Source organism: Companilactobacillus zhachilii (assembly GCF_003606365.2).
GTDB classification, from domain to species: Bacteria; Bacillota; Bacilli; order Lactobacillales; family Lactobacillaceae; genus Companilactobacillus; species Companilactobacillus zhachilii.
Genome location: NZ_CP031933.2, coordinates 118486 through 133889 on the forward strand (window position 1 = coordinate 118486; position 15404 = coordinate 133889).

Below are 15404 nucleotides of genomic sequence, written 5' to 3' on the forward strand. Positions count from 1 at the left end.
GTCCTACGAAAATGCTCGGGAGCTGGGCGCCCTGTCTCCGCTCTCTAGTTTTTAGTCATGGTAGAATCCTTCGTCCCATAGCTTCATTTCATGGTCATAGAAGTGTGGATTGTCATGTTGTTCTGGGTTGTCTTTAGATTCAACGGCATCAATCTTCTTAACTAGATCGTCGTCTTCACCTAGATAATCAGCAGCAAGGAATGTCTTAACGATTTCTTCAGCTAGATGTTCACCGACAACGGCACCACCGAAACTGATAACATTTGCATTCAAGTGTTCTTTAGCATATTTAGCTGTTGTTGTATCAGCAACTAGGGCAGCACGAACGCCTTGGTTCTTGTCTGCAGCTGTTGAAATACCAACACCTGTACCACAAAGTACAACACCATAGTCAGCTTTGCCGTCACGAACAAGGTTAGCTACACGTAAGCCGTAAATAGGGTAGTGAGTTCTTGTGTGGTCGTATGTACCAACATCAATAACCTTGTGGCCCATAGCCTTTAACATTTCTGAAATCTTGATTTTAGTATCTGTAACAATATGGTCGTTTCCTAATGCAATAATCATAAATTAATTCCCTCCTACTATTAATATAGTTTTTCCAACATGTCCAAACGGATTTGGTGACGTCCACCAGCGTAGTTAACACCTAAGTATTCATCAACGATTGATTCAGCACGCTTCTTACCAACGATGCCTGCACCAATAGCGATTGACTTAGCACCATTGTGTTGTGTTGTCATGTGAGCTGTGTTTTCTTCAGTAACGTTAGCTGTTACCATGCCATGGATCTTGTTACTTGCCATAGCTGAACCTGTACCATATTCATCAAACATAATTCCACGGTCTGTCTTACCATCAAGAACAGCGTGTGCAACGGCAGTTGATGAATCAACGAAGTCAGCAGCTGGTTCTTCTGAAAGGTCAACGATTTCGTAATCTTTGCCTTCATTTTCAAGATAACTCTTGATGTAATTCTTTAATTCAAATCCTGCTTTATCTGAAGCTAATGCGATTTTCATAAAATAATCCCTCCAATTATTTGGTAATAAGTCTTACATATTGCTGGTAGTAATCCATTGTTTCTTTTGAAGTGCTCTTGTTAGTAACTAGATAATCTACATCGTCTAAACTATAGAAAGTATAGAAATCATTACGATTCAACTTATATTTGTCAGTCACGATGTATTTTGTCTGAGAGTTATTTAAAGCAACGCTTTGAATCCGACCTTCTTCAGTGTTGGCAGTCATAATTTGTGAATTTTGAATACCATTGACACCGACGAATGCTTTGTCAAATTTCAATCCACTCACAGCATTGCTTGCCAAAGCACCAATTAATGTTCCTGAACGGCTACGATAAATTCCACCTGCTAAAATCAATTCACAGTTAAGATCTGAATTTTTAAAGCTTTCAAAGACAGGAATACTAATTGTCACGACTCTCAAAGAATTAATGTCTTTATTAATATTCTGAGCAATCAATTCAAGCGTTGTTCCTGGACCGATAAAGATAGTATCAAAATTATCAATTTGGTTAGCTGCCAGTTTAGCTATTTCTTGTTTTTCTTTGATATGAACCTGACGTTTTTCCACATGTGAAGCTTCCTCTAATGGAGAAACGCTAACTTTTTGGGCTCCACCGTGAATCCTGATCAACTTGCCAGATTCTGACAATTCCTCAAGATCACGACGGATGGTCATATCAGAACAATTCAATAATGTAGTTAAATCGTTAACAGTAACGATATCGTTCTTATCTAATTCCGATAGTATCTTTAGAAAGCGTTCTTTCTTTAACAAAAGATCACCTCTTTTTGTTTACTATTGTTCGTTACAAACATAATTTAGCATCTACATGTTCACTTGTCAATTGTTTTTGGGAGTTATTGTTCATTTATTTGAAAGTGCTTTCTTTATTAATAAAGCAAATAATATATTGGTACATGCTCTAATATAGGAAAAACATATCTGGTCTTATATTTTTATATTTAGTATTGACATATTTTGTGCAAGCGTTTACTATTGTTCTTGTAAACAAAAACAAACAAACGGGTAGGTGATGGTGTTAATGGGTGAATTAGCTACTGATCAACTATTTAGCGAAAACGAAGTTTATATCTCAAAAGCTTCGACACAAGAGGAAGTGTTTCGCGAAATAGCTGATTCTTTATTAAAGAAGGACCTTGTAACTAAGGACTTCATTAACAATTTATTGGAACGTGAGCAAAACTATCCAACTGGAATTGACATGTCAGTCGTATCACCAAAGATACCAAACATTGCCATTCCACATACGGAGAGCGAATTCGTTAAGGCTCGAATGATTGTTCCGATTAAATTGGACAAAGAAATTTCTTTCCATAATATGATTGATCCATCGAAAGAATTTCCAGTGAAGTTTTTGTTCATGATTTTAAACAATGATCCAGAAGGTCAATCAAACATTTTGGCTCAAATCATGGACTTCATGGCTCGTACTTCTGAAAACGAGCTTGTACCATTCTTCAAGAGTGAGGATCCTAAAGAAATCTATTCATTCTTGAACAGAAAATTTACTAAGTATGCAAAGAGTAATGAATAAAGGAGAGTGTAAATTATGTTTAAAATTTTAGCTGCTTGTGGTGCCGGAGTTAACTCAAGTCACCAAATCAAAGACGCTTTGGAAACAGAAATGAAGAACCGTGGATATGACGTTCAAGCCGATGCCGTTATGGTTAAGGATATTACAGAAGATATGTTAAAAGACTACGATCTATTCACACCAATCGCTGCCACAGATCTTGGATTTACACCAAGTTGCCCAGTTATTGATGCTGGTCCTATCCTATATAGAATGCCTGCTATGGCCAAACCTGTTTATGACCAAGTAGAACAAGCTATTAAGGACAGTGGCAAGGCATAAAAAAACGCTTCATCTAGGGGGAAACGGAAATGTCAGGAATAATTGATTTTGCCAATGCGATATTCAAACCGTTAATTGATCTTGGTGCCGCACCAATGATGTTAATCGTTTTGACAATTATCGCTTTGATCTTTAGAGTTAAATTCTCTAAAGCTTTGGAGGGTGGTATTAAATTAGCCATCGCTCTTACCGCTATCAGTGCCGTTATTGGATTGTTGACAACAGCCTTCCAAGACGCATTGAATGCGTTTGTTAAGTCAACTGGTATTCAACTATCAGTTACCGACTTAGGTTGGGCTCCACTTGCTACTATCACTTGGGGTTCACCTTACACATTGTTCTTCTTGCTAGTTATGGTTATCGTTAATATCGTTATGATCGTTCTAGACAAGACAAACACACTTGATGTTGATATTTTTGATATTTGGCATCTAGCTTTCGTTGGTTTGCTAGCTATGTTCTTTGGCGCAAACTTACTAATCACTACACTTCTTGTTATTTTCATTGGTGTTTTGAAGATTATCAATTCAGATTTGATGAAACCTACTTTTAATGATCTATTACATGCACCAGCTTCAAACCCAATGACAACAACACATATGAACTACATGATGAACCCAATTATCATGGTTTTTGATAAACTATTTGATGTTGTCTTCCCATGGTTAGACAAATTTGACTTCGATGCTGCTGCATTGAACAAGAAGATTGGATTCTGGGGAAGCAAGTTCGCAATTGGTATTTACTTAGGTATCTTTATTGGTTTACTTTCACACCAAGGTATTAAAGAAATCTTTACACTATCATTTACAGCTGCTTTCTGTTTGGAACTATTCTCACTTATCGGTTCATGGTTTATCGCCGCTGTTGAACCACTATCACAAGGTATTACAGACTTTGCTAACAAGAGACTTAAGGGTCGTACAATGAACGTTGGACTTGACTGGCCATTTATCGCCGGACGTGCTGAAATCTGGGCTGCCGCTAACGTTCTAGCACCTATCATGCTTCTTGAAGCACTTGTATTACCTGGCAACAAGATCTTACCTTTAGGTGGTATCATCGCCATGGGTGTTACACCAGCTTTGCTAGTTGTTACACGTGGTAAGATTATCCGTATGATCGTTATTGGTGCTATTGAATTGCCTCTATTCCTATGGGCAGGTACATTGTCAGCACCTATGGTTACTGAAACAGCCAAGAAGCTTGGCGCATTCCCTAAGGGATTAGCTTCAGGAACATTAATTTCTCACTCAACTATGGAAGGTCCTGTTGAGAAGTTCTTGGCTTACTTAGTTGGTAATGCTTCAACTGGTCAAATTAAATTTGTTCTTTACGCTGCATTAGCACTTGTTGCATACCTATTGATCTTTATCTGGTACGCACAACAAATGAAGAAGAGAAACAAAGTTTATGCTGACGAAGCTGCTGCTAAAGCTGCTAAATAGTATATGAATTTAAAAAAATCCCGAATATTGTATTCGGGATTTTTTTATGCTTTATTTTGGATAATAATAAGCATTATATGGTTGAGTAGTATTTAAAACTTAAGTGGTATGTATTTTACAATCTCTTATTAAAAAATACCACTGAGTGAAAATAACCATGGAATACAGTCTGCACTTGGGTTTTCAAAATAAACCACCCTTTAAATATTAGTTCTTAGAACTTATTAAATTTTGAAAGCGTTGACATTAATCAAATACAGGCTTTATAATAAAACCATGGTTGTTATATCGATATGACAAGTTGGTGAAAGTATTGAAGAAACAGCCATTCTGGCAGTATGAGCAAATAAGTGAAGAATTAATTCGTGATATTGAGACCGGTCAATTATCAATTGGTTCTAAATTGCCATCGGAAAAAAAATTATGTGAACAATATGGAGTTAGTCGGATTACTATCCGAAAAGCGTTAGCGGAGCTTGATGAAAGTGGATACATCGAAAAGCGCCAGGGTCAAGGTAGTTTTGTTAAATCACAAGATCCTGATGATTTGGGTATCAGTTATGTTGATACACCTAGTGTGCAGTTAAAGCGTTATGGACATGATGTAAAAATACAATTAAAGACCTTTCAAATATTAGCTTTTGGTGAATGTCCTGAGATACGCAGCGTTATGAATTTAACTGATACAGATTATATTTACAAAATAGAGCAAATATATGTATCCGATAAACAACCATTAATTAAAAGATTGACGTATTTATCTTTTAAGGATTTTCCATTAATAATGGCTAACGAAATTGAGGATCGCGAATTGATGCCTATGCTAATTCATAAATATAAAATGAATCCAGATTCTTTACAACACGATATTGATACGAGTGTTGATGACAATCCGACCAAGTCATTCGTTATTCCTAATTATGCAAAGCGGAGAACCTATGTTGAAACAACCACTAAGGGTATCAATGACGATGGTTTGATTGATTATGTTAGTACTGCTATTGCTCCATCTGCATCAAAGATATTCTTTTTAGAAAATGAGGGGGAAAATGATATGTCAGATCCACATATTTTACTTACTAGAATTGATAATCGTTTAGTTCATGGGCAAGTTGGTGTTACATGGACTAAAACATTAGGTGCCAACCTAATTTTGGTTGCTAATGACGAGGCGGCAAATGATGTTTTACAACAAAAGCTGATGAAGAGTACTGCTGATTCTTCAGGGGCTCAGATTAGATTCTTTACTTTACAAAAGACAATTGACATAATCAGCAAAGCTGCAGATCGTCAAAAAATCTTCATTGTTGTTAAAACTCCAGCTGATGCAGCTACCTTGGTAGAAGGTGGTGTGCCAATTAAAGAAGTTAATGTTGGAAATATGCACTTTGCCCCTGGAAAAGAAGAAGTAACTAAGAAAGTTTATGTCGATGAACAAGATAAAAGTGATCTTATGAAGTTAGTTAATGCTGGGTTAGACGTCTATATTGAAGATGTCCCTGGTGATCATAAGACTCAAGTTAATTTTTAATAACCAATATTGTATAGAAATATTTACCTAATAAATCAAATATGTATTTAATTATGGGGGGGAAACAATATGTCTATTACGTTGGCTCAGGGTCTTGGCCTAGCAATATTTGCTATGATAGCCGGGCTAGATTCATGGCTTGAAGTATTTTATATTTTTAGACCAATTATTAGTTGTACCATTGCAGGATTAATATTAGGTGACCTACGTTTAGGTATTATAGCTGGTGGTTTAACAGAATTGGCATTCGCAGGATTGACGCCTGCTGGTGGAACACAGCCGCCTAATCCAGCTGTTTGTGGAATTATGACAGTTGTCATTGCACATACAACTAGTGTCGCTCCAGCAACTGCCATCGGTCTATCGTTACCTTTTGCTATGTTAATGCAATATTTACTACTCATGTTTTATTCGATTTTTTCAGTATTCATGCCAGTTATGGATAAAGCTGCTAAGGAAGCTAATACAAAGAAATTCGCGTCAATTCCATATTTGATTATGATAATTGTAAGTATCGCATTCTTTATTGTTATATTCTTGTCAGCATATGCAGCACAAGGTCCTATGGCCGCACTTGTTAAGGCAATGCCAGCATGGTTGATTCATGGATTTGAATTAGCCGGAGGAGCTCTTCCAGCCGTAGGTTTCGCTATGTTACTTAAAGTCTTACTACGTGTTGAATATGTTCCATATCTTCTCTTAGGATTCGTAGTCGCATGCTTTATTAATTTTTCAAATGTTTTGCCAGCCGCAATTATTGGTATTGTTTTTGCAATGATCGAATTCTTCCGTGATAAAAAGAACAAGAAATTACAAGATCAAATCGATGAAATGAAAGAATCTGGAGTAAATGGCGGAGGTGAAGAAGATGGTATCTAATACACAAGACCCTAAGAATAATGACAGTAAGTTGACCAAACATGATATAACAATGCTTGGTTTACGTTCAGCCTTTCTCCAATCGGCATTTTCATACGAAAGAATGCAAGCTGGTGGTTGGGCTTGGTCACAAGTACCAACATGGAAAAAGATTTTTGGTGACGATAAAAAGGCAATGTCAGAAGCAATGCAAGATAATATGGAATTCATTAACACGTCACCACCACTTGTATCTATCCTAATGGGATTGTTAACAAGTTTGGAAGAGAAAAGAGTTAATAGACAAACAATCAGAGGTTTGAAAAATGGATTGTTTGGTCCAATGGCTGGTATTGGTGATGCCATTTATTGGTTTACTTTAATGCCTATCGTTGGTGGTATTGCAGCATCATTTGCTTCCAAAGGAAATATTTTAGGACCTATTATCTTTTTCATTGTCTACCTAGGAATTTTTCTATGTAGAGTTCCATTCGCTCATTTAGGTTATAACTTGGGTGTTAAAGCCATTGATGTTATTCAAGATAACTCAGAAATTATTGCTAGAGTTGCTACAATTATGGGATTAACTGTAATCGGAGCTTTGATTAGTTCATATGTATCTCTATCGTTAAAAGTAAAAATTGGCTCTGTTTCATTACAAAAGGACTTTTTGGATAAAGTATTTCCCAATATCCTACCACTAGCTTTTACATTCTTTTTATATTGGTTACTTAGAAAAAAGGTATCTCCAATTGTATTGATTGCTGTAGTATTTGTACTTTGTATTTTATGTTCTTTCTTAGGAATTATGTAGGAGGGGAAACATGCCACAATATAAAACAATTGTTACTGGACACGGAAAGTTTGCATCGGGATTTCAAGGTGCAATAAAATTATTAGCCGGTAAACAACTTAATATGAAGTTTATTGATTTTGAAGATGGTATGAGTGAAGTTGATCTTCGTGAAAAATTTTTAAAGTCGATGGACGATGAACCTACTCTGTTCTTTACGGATTTAACTGGAGGAACACCATATAAGGAAGCTGCTAAGATAGCTTACGAATCATCGAACATTTTAGTGGTGGCGGGTTGCAATTTAGCGTCGTTACTTGAAACCACATTTAATAATTACAAGAGTTTAAAAGATTATGCTAATGATTTAGTTTCTATTACAAAGCAAAGTGCAGAATTATTTGAAATTGATACCGATGAAGATGATTCAACTCCTGAGAACTTTGATGATGGAATTTAAGTAAGTATAGAAATAAAATAAAATCTCCACATGAAAAAAGAAGCATGCCTATCCTTAGGAATGCTTCTTTTTTATCAATAATTAAATCAAAATAAAATTAATAAAATAATTTAAAAGCAAAATAATATAAATGGAACTATAATGACATTGGATGACAATATTATAAAACTATTATTGGCTGGGGGAATTTTTGTGAGAACTAGTAATTATAAATTAAGATTATTACTTATCTTCTTGGTAGCATTATTTTCATTATTACTATCTACAAATATTTCTCAAGCTGCCACGATATCGACGGCAAATTTTTCGAATACCGTAGCTAATGGTGATTATTATCAAACCGAAATCAATTTTCAATTATCAAATGAGGGTTCTCAATTAATTTTGTGTTCACCCGATTACAATAATTTGGATATTCCAATGTTAAAAAGTGAATTAGGTAAGAATAATGTTATTGAGAATGCTAATAAAAAACAAGTTCTGATTAATTTGAAAGATAAGATGGATCAAAGTAATTCGGGTTCATTTTTGCTTACGATGAAGAAGTCTGACAGTGATATCATTTATATTCGTGATATCGATAATAATGAGTTAGCCAATGAGAACTTGGTAACTGAGAAAGCAGTTGATAGTAAGGTGACTTTCAATGCTTTGCAAGCTACTAATTTAATGACTAATAATGATGCCTTAACGACCGATAATACGGTGGGAGCATTACCTAGTCGAGCTGATTTGACCAAGGCTACAACTAGTGCGGAAATTTATGTTGAACCGGTAACTGTCTCAGACATTGACCAAGATTTGACGGTACATGGCACGTGGAAATCGACATCTAATAGAGTTACGTTATACTATCGTTTTAATAGCAGTGGTTCGGTTCCTAAGCCTGGTGCAGACTACATTCCCGGAATTGAAAAATGGGGAACGCTAGGTACTTTCACAGGAACAGCTGGAGCAGTTAATAGCTTTACAGCAACGATACCTAGTTCAACCATGAAGGCTTTGACGTCGGGAAGTCTCAGTCTATATACTAATTATGTAGATCCTAAGGCTGGAGATTTGGGAACTCCATACAGAAGTGTTGTAACAAATCCTCCATATGCTAAAGATTTAAAAATTTTAAATAACGGTGTAGAGAATAACACGAGCATTAGTAATCCATATATCGCTAGAGGTACAAAACTGACGTTGAGCGGCAGTATAACGACCAATACTCCTGGTACACTTAAATTCGTTGTGGATGATGACGAGACCAATGCTCCTTCTTTGAACCTCACGATTCCAGGAATTAATAGTTCATATACACAATCGATAAATTTAAGTAATTTAGGAAAAGATGATAGTAAAGTTCACGAAGCCGTTTATGAATATATTGCTGGTGGTAAGGTTCTAGCTGCTACAAAGTATTACTTTGTTGTCGGTAATGAGTTAAAACTAACGGTTCCACAAACAATTGATTTCGGTTCGCATATGTATACTGACTTTATTAATGGTTTTACGGCGACCCCAGATGTTAATGGAGAACTAGCAATTTTTGATGGTCGAACTGGAAATTACAGTGGCAACATTGGCTTGATGGCATCAGCGACACCATTTAGAAATGCTAAGGGTGATAAATTATCTGCAAATCTATCTTGGGATGGAAAGGTGATCCCAGATGATGGTACCGGAGTTAAAGTCGGCGAAGTCACACCACCAACAGCAGCTGAACCAGCCTATCAAAACTTTACACAGAACTTAAAGAATGATTTGAAATTTACTTCACCTAAAGGTACTGGACCTCAAAGTGGAAACTATACAAGTACCTTGACATGGACAGTAGATGATACGTTGAAGTAGAGAGCGTGTGATAAAACATGGTAAGACTAGTAATCTAATTTTGGATTGCTAGTCTTTTTGATTATATTTAATTAATACAGCACTTTTATATCGAATTAGTTAGTTGGACTGTACTAAAAATAACAAATATATTAGTCTCTGGGTGCAAAAAATGTTGGCAGCAGTGCAGGTGGCGTTATGGCTTCAGCCATTACACCACGGGACGAGTTTTGAAATTCGCGTACTTTGCGAAGTTCAAAATAGAGACGAAAGACCTTTGCTTTCGTCGGTCCCCACAGCGCCAACATTTTTTTGTACCCAGGGACGGCAACGGACCAAACTTGGATAAAGAACCATGTTTACATTTGACGTCCACTTTTGTGCATTTTAAGTTAATATTCAGTTATAAAAGATAATATTTTAGTCATACTTAAAATATATATTTCGGTATAGTAAACAATAATGTAAAAAATCATGAAAGCTGGCAGTTATCCGAGCTAGCTATTGTATAATTAAATTTGAGGAGATGAGGGTATGAGCAGAACACCATATACTTTCCAAGATACTGATGCTTTTAAAAGTACGGAACAATTAATTATCAGAGGTCGATTTTTCGCGACCACAGTATCTGATCAATTTGATCAATTTGAACCTGAGAAGAGAAACATCCATAAAATCTTAAACATCAAAAATAAGCTGTTAGTTCCGGAACTACTAGCCGTTAAGCGTGAACGAATGTCGAAGTCACTTTTTGCATTTTTCCGTGGAACAGTTGATGTAATGCATTATGATCTATCACGTAATGAGAATAGTGGTATCAAGGTATTAGTTGGTGGCGACGCTCATCTCGGTAACTTCGGTTTCTATGGTTCGTCAGAAGGGCAATTGCTCTTTGACATGAATGATTTTGATGAAGCGCATTTGGGGCACTGGGAATATGATTTGAAACGTCTATTGGTCAGTGCTTTGATCGTGGCACGCTCACACGGCTTTGTTGAAACAGATGTCCAGGAATTCTTGTTAACGGTGGTTGAGACTTATTTTGATACACTCAAACATATGACAAAAATTTCGGAAATGAAGCGGTTTATTTTACCTAATACGCTTCAAAATATTACGGAAATATTTGGAATGTTAAAAGATAACGAAGAATACTTCCAAGAATCATTTAATAAAATGATTGCTAAGAGCATTAAAAAGGCTCAGAAGAGTAATTCACAATTAGTTATTGAAAAGTACACTGAGGTTGGTGCTAATGGTGAGCGTCGTTTTATCGAAAGCAAGCCAGTAACTCAACATATTAGTGAAAAAGATTACAAGAGTGTAGTCGACGGTTACAAACGTTACAAGAAAAACCAACGCAGCGATGTCAGATTGTTTTTGGAAGATTTCGATATTATCGATATCGTCCGTCACAGTGTTGGCGTAGGAAGTGTGGGGACACTTTGTTATTTGATTTTGTTACAAGACTTGGATAGTAACTATTTAGTACTTCAAGCCAAGCAAGCTCTACCAATTTATAATGACGACAAGCTTTACTCTGACGATGAGGTTAGTCAGGGTCAAAACATTGTTAACAGTCAATTGATTTTACAAAGCGCTTCTGATCCATTTTTGGGGGCCTTCGATACTAAGAAATATAGTTTTTATATGCGTCAATTTAAGGATATGAAATCATCTATCAACTTGGATAAGTTAGATTTTGAATCATTTGAGGACTATACGAAGGTTTGTGTCATTTTACTAGCCAGAGCTCATTCACATTCACCAAACTACCCACTAATTATTGGTTTTGGCGAAGAATACGCTGATATTGCTAATTCTTTGATGAATTTCACGAATAGCTACGTTAAGCAAGTAGAATATGACTACGCATCATTTAAAAAAGAACAGAGGGATGAAGGATAATTATAGGAATGAAGGTTAATTAGTTATATGAAGGATAAATATTATAATAGGGATTTAAGTTGGATATTATTTGATAATCGAGTAATTGATCAAGCTTACGATGAAAAAGTTCCATATTTAGAAAAGTTGCGCTTTTTAGCAATTGCTTCTAATAATTTGGACGAATTTTTCCGTGTTCGTATGCACAATATTCATACTATGGTTAAGCAAGATAAGTCGGAGAAACGAACTGGTTTGTCGGGGGAAGAATTGCTGGGCCTAGTTTATGATTTCAATACTAAGAATATTGAAAAGCAATATGTTGCTTATAAGTCACTGATGAAAGAAGCTAAGGAAGCCGATCTTTTTAAATTGATGAAATTTAAAGAGTTGAGTGATGCTGAAAAGAAAAATATAAAAAGGCTTTTTAATAAGAAAATTTTGCCAAGATTAGATTTCCAACGATTCATGAAGGGGTTCAAGTATCGTCGTAATTTGAATTTATTGATGGAAACACCACATTACGTTTATACTTGTCCGATTCCAGAAGATTTGGGACGTTTGATTGAAACTGGTGTTGATAATCATTATATTTTGATTGAGGATGTTATTCGTCACTGTGCATCTGACTTGATTCGTAAGTATCAAATTTCAAAATTTTACGTTTTTCGTGTGACTTATGACCAAAATAAGCCATATGATTTCTTAGATGAGAATTTAACAGATGAAGAATATCTCAATAAGATGATTAAATATGTCGACACGCGTAATTTGAGAAAAATCACACGAGTAGAGTTTTCAGAAAACGGCGATAAAAAGGGTCGAGAATACTTTGCTAAATTACTCAACATTAGCAAGAAGAGTGTTTATAAGATTCCGGGACCGGTTGATTTAAAATTCCTTGGTAATATTTTCAAGCTTTATAAAAATCATGCAGATTTGATTTTCCCACCGTTTGAAGCTTTACAGTGGAATAAGTCTAATAATATTTTGCAATATTTGGATAGATCACCAATATTTGTTCAATATCCGTATGATTCATTCCAAGTTTTCATTGATTACCTAGAAACAGCGGTCAATGATCCGAAAACAACTAAGATTTGTATTACCATATATCGTACTGAGAAAAATTCTGATTTATTGAGACTGCTAAAGGAAGCTGCGGCCAAGGGAATTGATGTTACAGCGGTTGTTGAATTGCGGGCCCGTTTCGACGAAGTCCATAATATTGAAGTTGCTAAGGCACTCAAGGAAGTTGGCGTCAGAGTTTTATTCGGCGATAAAGTCAATAAAGTTCATTCCAAGATTTGTTTGGTTTTACATGCAGATAAAACTGGATATGTTCAAATTGGTACAGGTAATTATAATGCTATTACGGCTAACGTTTTCTCAGATGTCAGCTACTTTACAAGTAACCAAGATTATATTGATGACGCAACGAAGTTTTTCCACTATTTGATTACTGGTGAAAAGACGCCTTATAAGTATTTGACGGCATCGCCCAATGGGATTAACGATAAAGTTATTGCCAATATCAAACGTGCAACGGCAGCTTACAAGCGCGATGGCCAAGGTGAAGTCTTTATGAAAGTTAATGGCTTGACTGATGTTGATATCATTGATGCGATTTATGATGCCGCTAAGGAAGGCTTGCCATTTAGAATGATTGTACGTGGTCCTTGTTCATTAAAACTGGGAGTCTGCGGTTCTAAAGAAGATATCCGAGTAAAGAGTATCGTTGGTGAGTTGCTAGAGCATAGCCGAATTTTCAAATTCCAATATGGTAGTGACCACACTGATATTTGGATTTCATCGGCTGATATGATGACTAGAAATCTGGAACGTCGGGTTGAGATTGCAGTACCAGTAATGGAAGAAAAGCCTAAACGCCAATTGTTGAAGATTGTTAAGATGTTCTGGAAGGATACCGAGAACTCTTATCATTTAACTGATGAGGGAAATTATGTGAAGATACATGATCCCCATGGTATTTCTGCGCAACAGACATGGCTAGAACGTCTACAATATCGTAAATATATCCATACAAAGTAAAACTACGTAAAAAAATCCTTCAAAATTAATTGAAGGATTTTTTTGTTGTGTTGAATTTAGTTTTTTTGTGTAGTTTTTCTGAGAAGAGTTACACAAGGGCAACTCCTTCCGCTTTTCAAAACTAGCTAAATCGCCCGCAAAAAACAGCGTGCAATTCATCTAGTTCCGAAAATGCTCGGGAGCTAATCGCCCTTGTTCCACTCTCTAATCATTAAAATTGTTATTCTCAACGTCTTTGATGAATGTCTTCAAATGATCGAAGTAAACTGGTGCGTTATCAATCATATGATGGTGTCCACCGTTTGGTGTTGTAACTAAGCGTGCATGTGGAATTTCCTTTTGCATAATCTTAGCTGTTGGGATTGGCATTGTTTCATGTTCACCGAAAGTAATCAATGTTGGTACAGTGATTTCTTTAAGATGTTTTCTGAAGTGCCAATCTTTTAGTTTACCTGTGATAACAAATTCATTGTCACCTTGGAAGGTATTGTAAACAGGAGTTCCCGTTGTATCAACTAAATGTCTGATAGCTTTTGGTTGTTTACGATCAACGTATTCAGCGTTCAAAATATCAACGTAGCTTTGGTAAGTAGGGTCAGATAGGTTGTTGTCAGCTTCGACTTTTTCCATGTATTTAACTTTGTCAGGACCTAATGTGTCCAAACGACATTTGTTAATATTCTTTACATAGTCATCAATTTCGTCAACCATACTTGAGATGATAGCACCCTTAAGATGTTGTCCATATTTAGCAGCGTACATTTGAACTAAAGCGCCACCCCATGATTGTCCAATAAGGTAGAAATTATCTAGTCCAAGCTTTTGTCTAACTTCTTCAACTTCTTCTAGGAAGTAGTCGTATGTTAAATACTTTTTAGCAATTTCGGGATCGCTGTAGTCAGGTTGATCAGAATACCATGAACCTAATTGGTCATAGAAAGTAACTTGAACACCTAAGTCGGCTAATTCATCACCAAAGTTTTCCCAGTATTCGTGATTTCCACCAGGTCCGCCGTGAAGACAGAGCAATTTGATATCACCATGACCTTGAGTGTGAGTCCATAAATGGTAACCGTTGTCTAAAGTAAGGATTGTTGTTCCTTGTTTCATAAAAAATTCACCTTCCTGCAAATGATAATAATAAGTATATATCTATCTCTTAGTTTATTTCAAATAATCTATAATATTATTTTAATCATTTTAATGTAAAGCTTATTTTATATTTTCTGAAAGATGCCATATAAATATTCCGTCTCCAAGAGCAAGAAATTTTGGTAGCTATGGGGACCGATTCGAGCCAAAGAGCGGTCTCGAATCTCGATTTTGAACCTCGCAAAAATCACGAGTTTCAAAAGTCGTCCCGTGGTGTAGGCGCAAAAGCGCCAACGCCACCTACACAGCGACCAAAATTTCTTGCTCTTTCCGGCTAGTTTATTCTTTGTTTCTAAATCAATAGTGAACAACTGTCAATATCATAATGTCACTGATAACTAAAGTCGTAGGATAAGGGGTATATTTGGATTTTAAAAGTGATTTTAAATCTATAGTCAAAAATAAATCAGCACCATGCGTAGTTCAATATAAAAAATGAATTGGTCTAATGAATATAGCCTTTTTCAAAAAATGTAAAAATAAAAAGAACTGCTCGGCTG

14 protein-coding genes are annotated in these 15404 nt (G+C 35.9%); 10 read left to right on the top strand and 4 right to left on the bottom strand.

Annotated features, from left to right (window positions below):
- Positions 1 to 51 precede the first annotated feature (51 nt).
- Genes lacB through D1B17_RS00570 form a run of 3 tightly spaced genes read right to left on the bottom strand, consistent with a single transcriptional unit; the run spans position 52 to position 1803 of the window.
- Entirely contained in the window at positions 52 to 567 is a 516-nt protein-coding gene (gene lacB / locus D1B17_RS00560) for a galactose-6-phosphate isomerase subunit LacB (protein ID WP_120143894.1), read from the bottom strand.
- A gap of 20 nt (positions 568 to 587) precedes the next feature.
- Entirely contained in the window at positions 588 to 1022 is a 435-nt protein-coding gene (lacA, locus tag D1B17_RS00565) for a galactose-6-phosphate isomerase subunit LacA (protein WP_120143892.1), read from the bottom strand.
- 16 nt (positions 1023 to 1038) lie between these two features.
- Complete coding sequence (locus tag D1B17_RS00570; RefSeq protein ID WP_120143889.1) at positions 1039 to 1803, bottom strand: DeoR/GlpR family DNA-binding transcription regulator; 765 nt, start codon at positions 1801 to 1803, stop codon at positions 1039 to 1041.
- A gap of 268 nt (positions 1804 to 2071) precedes the next feature.
- On the opposite strand from D1B17_RS00570, the gene D1B17_RS00575 reads away from it, so the two are divergent.
- From D1B17_RS00575 to ppk1, 10 genes are all read left to right on the top strand, one after another.
- Entirely contained in the window at positions 2072 to 2584 is a 513-nt protein-coding gene (locus D1B17_RS00575) for a PTS sugar transporter subunit IIA (RefSeq protein WP_120143886.1), read from the top strand.
- Between the two features lie 15 nt (positions 2585 to 2599).
- The gene (locus tag D1B17_RS00580) at positions 2600 to 2905 is read left to right on the top strand and encodes a PTS sugar transporter subunit IIB (RefSeq protein ID WP_237389412.1); all 306 of its coding nucleotides are present in this window, start codon (positions 2600 to 2602) and stop codon (positions 2903 to 2905) included.
- 29 nt (positions 2906 to 2934) lie between these two features.
- Positions 2935 to 4353, top strand: a complete 1419-nt coding sequence (locus D1B17_RS00585) for a PTS galactitol transporter subunit IIC (protein ID WP_120143881.1) — start codon at positions 2935 to 2937, stop codon at positions 4351 to 4353.
- Between the two features lie 304 nt (positions 4354 to 4657).
- Positions 4658 to 5884 (top strand): PTS galactosamine transporter subunit IIB, encoded by a 1227-nt coding sequence (gene agaB, locus D1B17_RS00590; protein ID WP_240704421.1) that lies wholly within the window; start codon positions 4658 to 4660, stop codon positions 5882 to 5884.
- A 69-nt stretch (positions 5885 to 5953) separates the two neighbouring features.
- Positions 5954 to 6763: a PTS galactosamine transporter subunit IIC gene (gene agaC, locus D1B17_RS00595; protein WP_120143876.1), complete on the top strand. Its 810-nt coding sequence runs from the start codon at positions 5954 to 5956 to the stop codon at positions 6761 to 6763.
- Complete coding sequence (gene agaD, locus D1B17_RS00600) at positions 6753 to 7556, top strand: PTS galactosamine transporter subunit IID (protein WP_120143873.1); 804 nt, start codon at positions 6753 to 6755, stop codon at positions 7554 to 7556. The genes agaC and agaD overlap by 11 nt, the downstream gene beginning before the upstream one ends.
- A 10-nt stretch (positions 7557 to 7566) precedes the next feature.
- Positions 7567 to 7995 carry a PTS sugar transporter subunit IIA gene (locus tag D1B17_RS00605; protein ID WP_120143871.1) on the top strand — a complete coding sequence of 143 codons (429 nt, stop codon included), beginning with the start codon at positions 7567 to 7569 and terminating at the stop codon, positions 7993 to 7995.
- A gap of 192 nt (positions 7996 to 8187) precedes the next feature.
- Positions 8188 to 9834, top strand: coding sequence for a hypothetical protein (locus D1B17_RS00610; RefSeq protein WP_137432080.1), 1647 nt, complete (start codon positions 8188 to 8190; stop codon positions 9832 to 9834).
- 513 nt (positions 9835 to 10347) lie between these two features.
- The gene (locus D1B17_RS00615) at positions 10348 to 11721 is read left to right on the top strand and encodes a DUF2252 domain-containing protein (RefSeq protein ID WP_120143865.1); all 1374 of its coding nucleotides are present in this window, start codon (positions 10348 to 10350) and stop codon (positions 11719 to 11721) included.
- Positions 11722 to 11748: 27 nt separating this feature from the next.
- Complete coding sequence (gene ppk1, locus D1B17_RS00620; RefSeq protein WP_120143862.1) at positions 11749 to 13752, top strand: polyphosphate kinase 1; 2004 nt, start codon at positions 11749 to 11751, stop codon at positions 13750 to 13752.
- A gap of 204 nt (positions 13753 to 13956) precedes the next feature.
- Here ppk1 and D1B17_RS00625 read toward each other — a convergent pair whose 3' ends face one another.
- A complete protein-coding gene (locus tag D1B17_RS00625) occupies positions 13957 to 14862 on the bottom strand; it encodes a proline-specific peptidase family protein (protein WP_120143860.1) in 906 nt (301 codons plus the stop codon).
- Between the last annotated feature and the right edge of the window lie 542 nt (positions 14863 to 15404).

What these genes read in the sequence shown, in the direction of transcription:
- D1B17_RS00575 (WP_120143886.1), top strand. Translation starts at nt 2,072, where the DNA reads ATGGGTGAATTAGCTACTGATCAACTATTTAGCGAAAACGAAGTTTAT.
- agaD (WP_120143873.1), top strand. Translation starts at nt 6,753, where the DNA reads ATGGTATCTAATACACAAGACCCTAAGAATAATGACAGTAAGTTGACC.
- D1B17_RS00605 (WP_120143871.1), top strand. Translation starts at nt 7,567, where the DNA reads ATGCCACAATATAAAACAATTGTTACTGGACACGGAAAGTTTGCATCG.
- D1B17_RS00625 (WP_120143860.1), bottom strand. Translation starts at nt 14,862, where the DNA reads ATGAAACAAGGAACAACAATCCTTACTTTAGACAACGGTTACCATTTA.
- D1B17_RS00615 (WP_120143865.1), top strand. Translation starts at nt 10,348, where the DNA reads ATGAGCAGAACACCATATACTTTCCAAGATACTGATGCTTTTAAAAGT.
- ppk1 (WP_120143862.1), top strand. Translation starts at nt 11,749, where the DNA reads ATGAAGGATAAATATTATAATAGGGATTTAAGTTGGATATTATTTGAT.
- lacA (WP_120143892.1), bottom strand. Translation starts at nt 1,022, where the DNA reads ATGAAAATCGCATTAGCTTCAGATAAAGCAGGATTTGAATTAAAGAAT.
- D1B17_RS00585 (WP_120143881.1), top strand. Translation starts at nt 2,935, where the DNA reads ATGTCAGGAATAATTGATTTTGCCAATGCGATATTCAAACCGTTAATT.
- lacB (WP_120143894.1), bottom strand. Translation starts at nt 567, where the DNA reads ATGATTATTGCATTAGGAAACGACCATATTGTTACAGATACTAAAATC.
- D1B17_RS00580 (WP_237389412.1), top strand. Translation starts at nt 2,600, where the DNA reads ATGTTTAAAATTTTAGCTGCTTGTGGTGCCGGAGTTAACTCAAGTCAC.
- agaC (WP_120143876.1), top strand. Translation starts at nt 5,954, where the DNA reads ATGTCTATTACGTTGGCTCAGGGTCTTGGCCTAGCAATATTTGCTATG.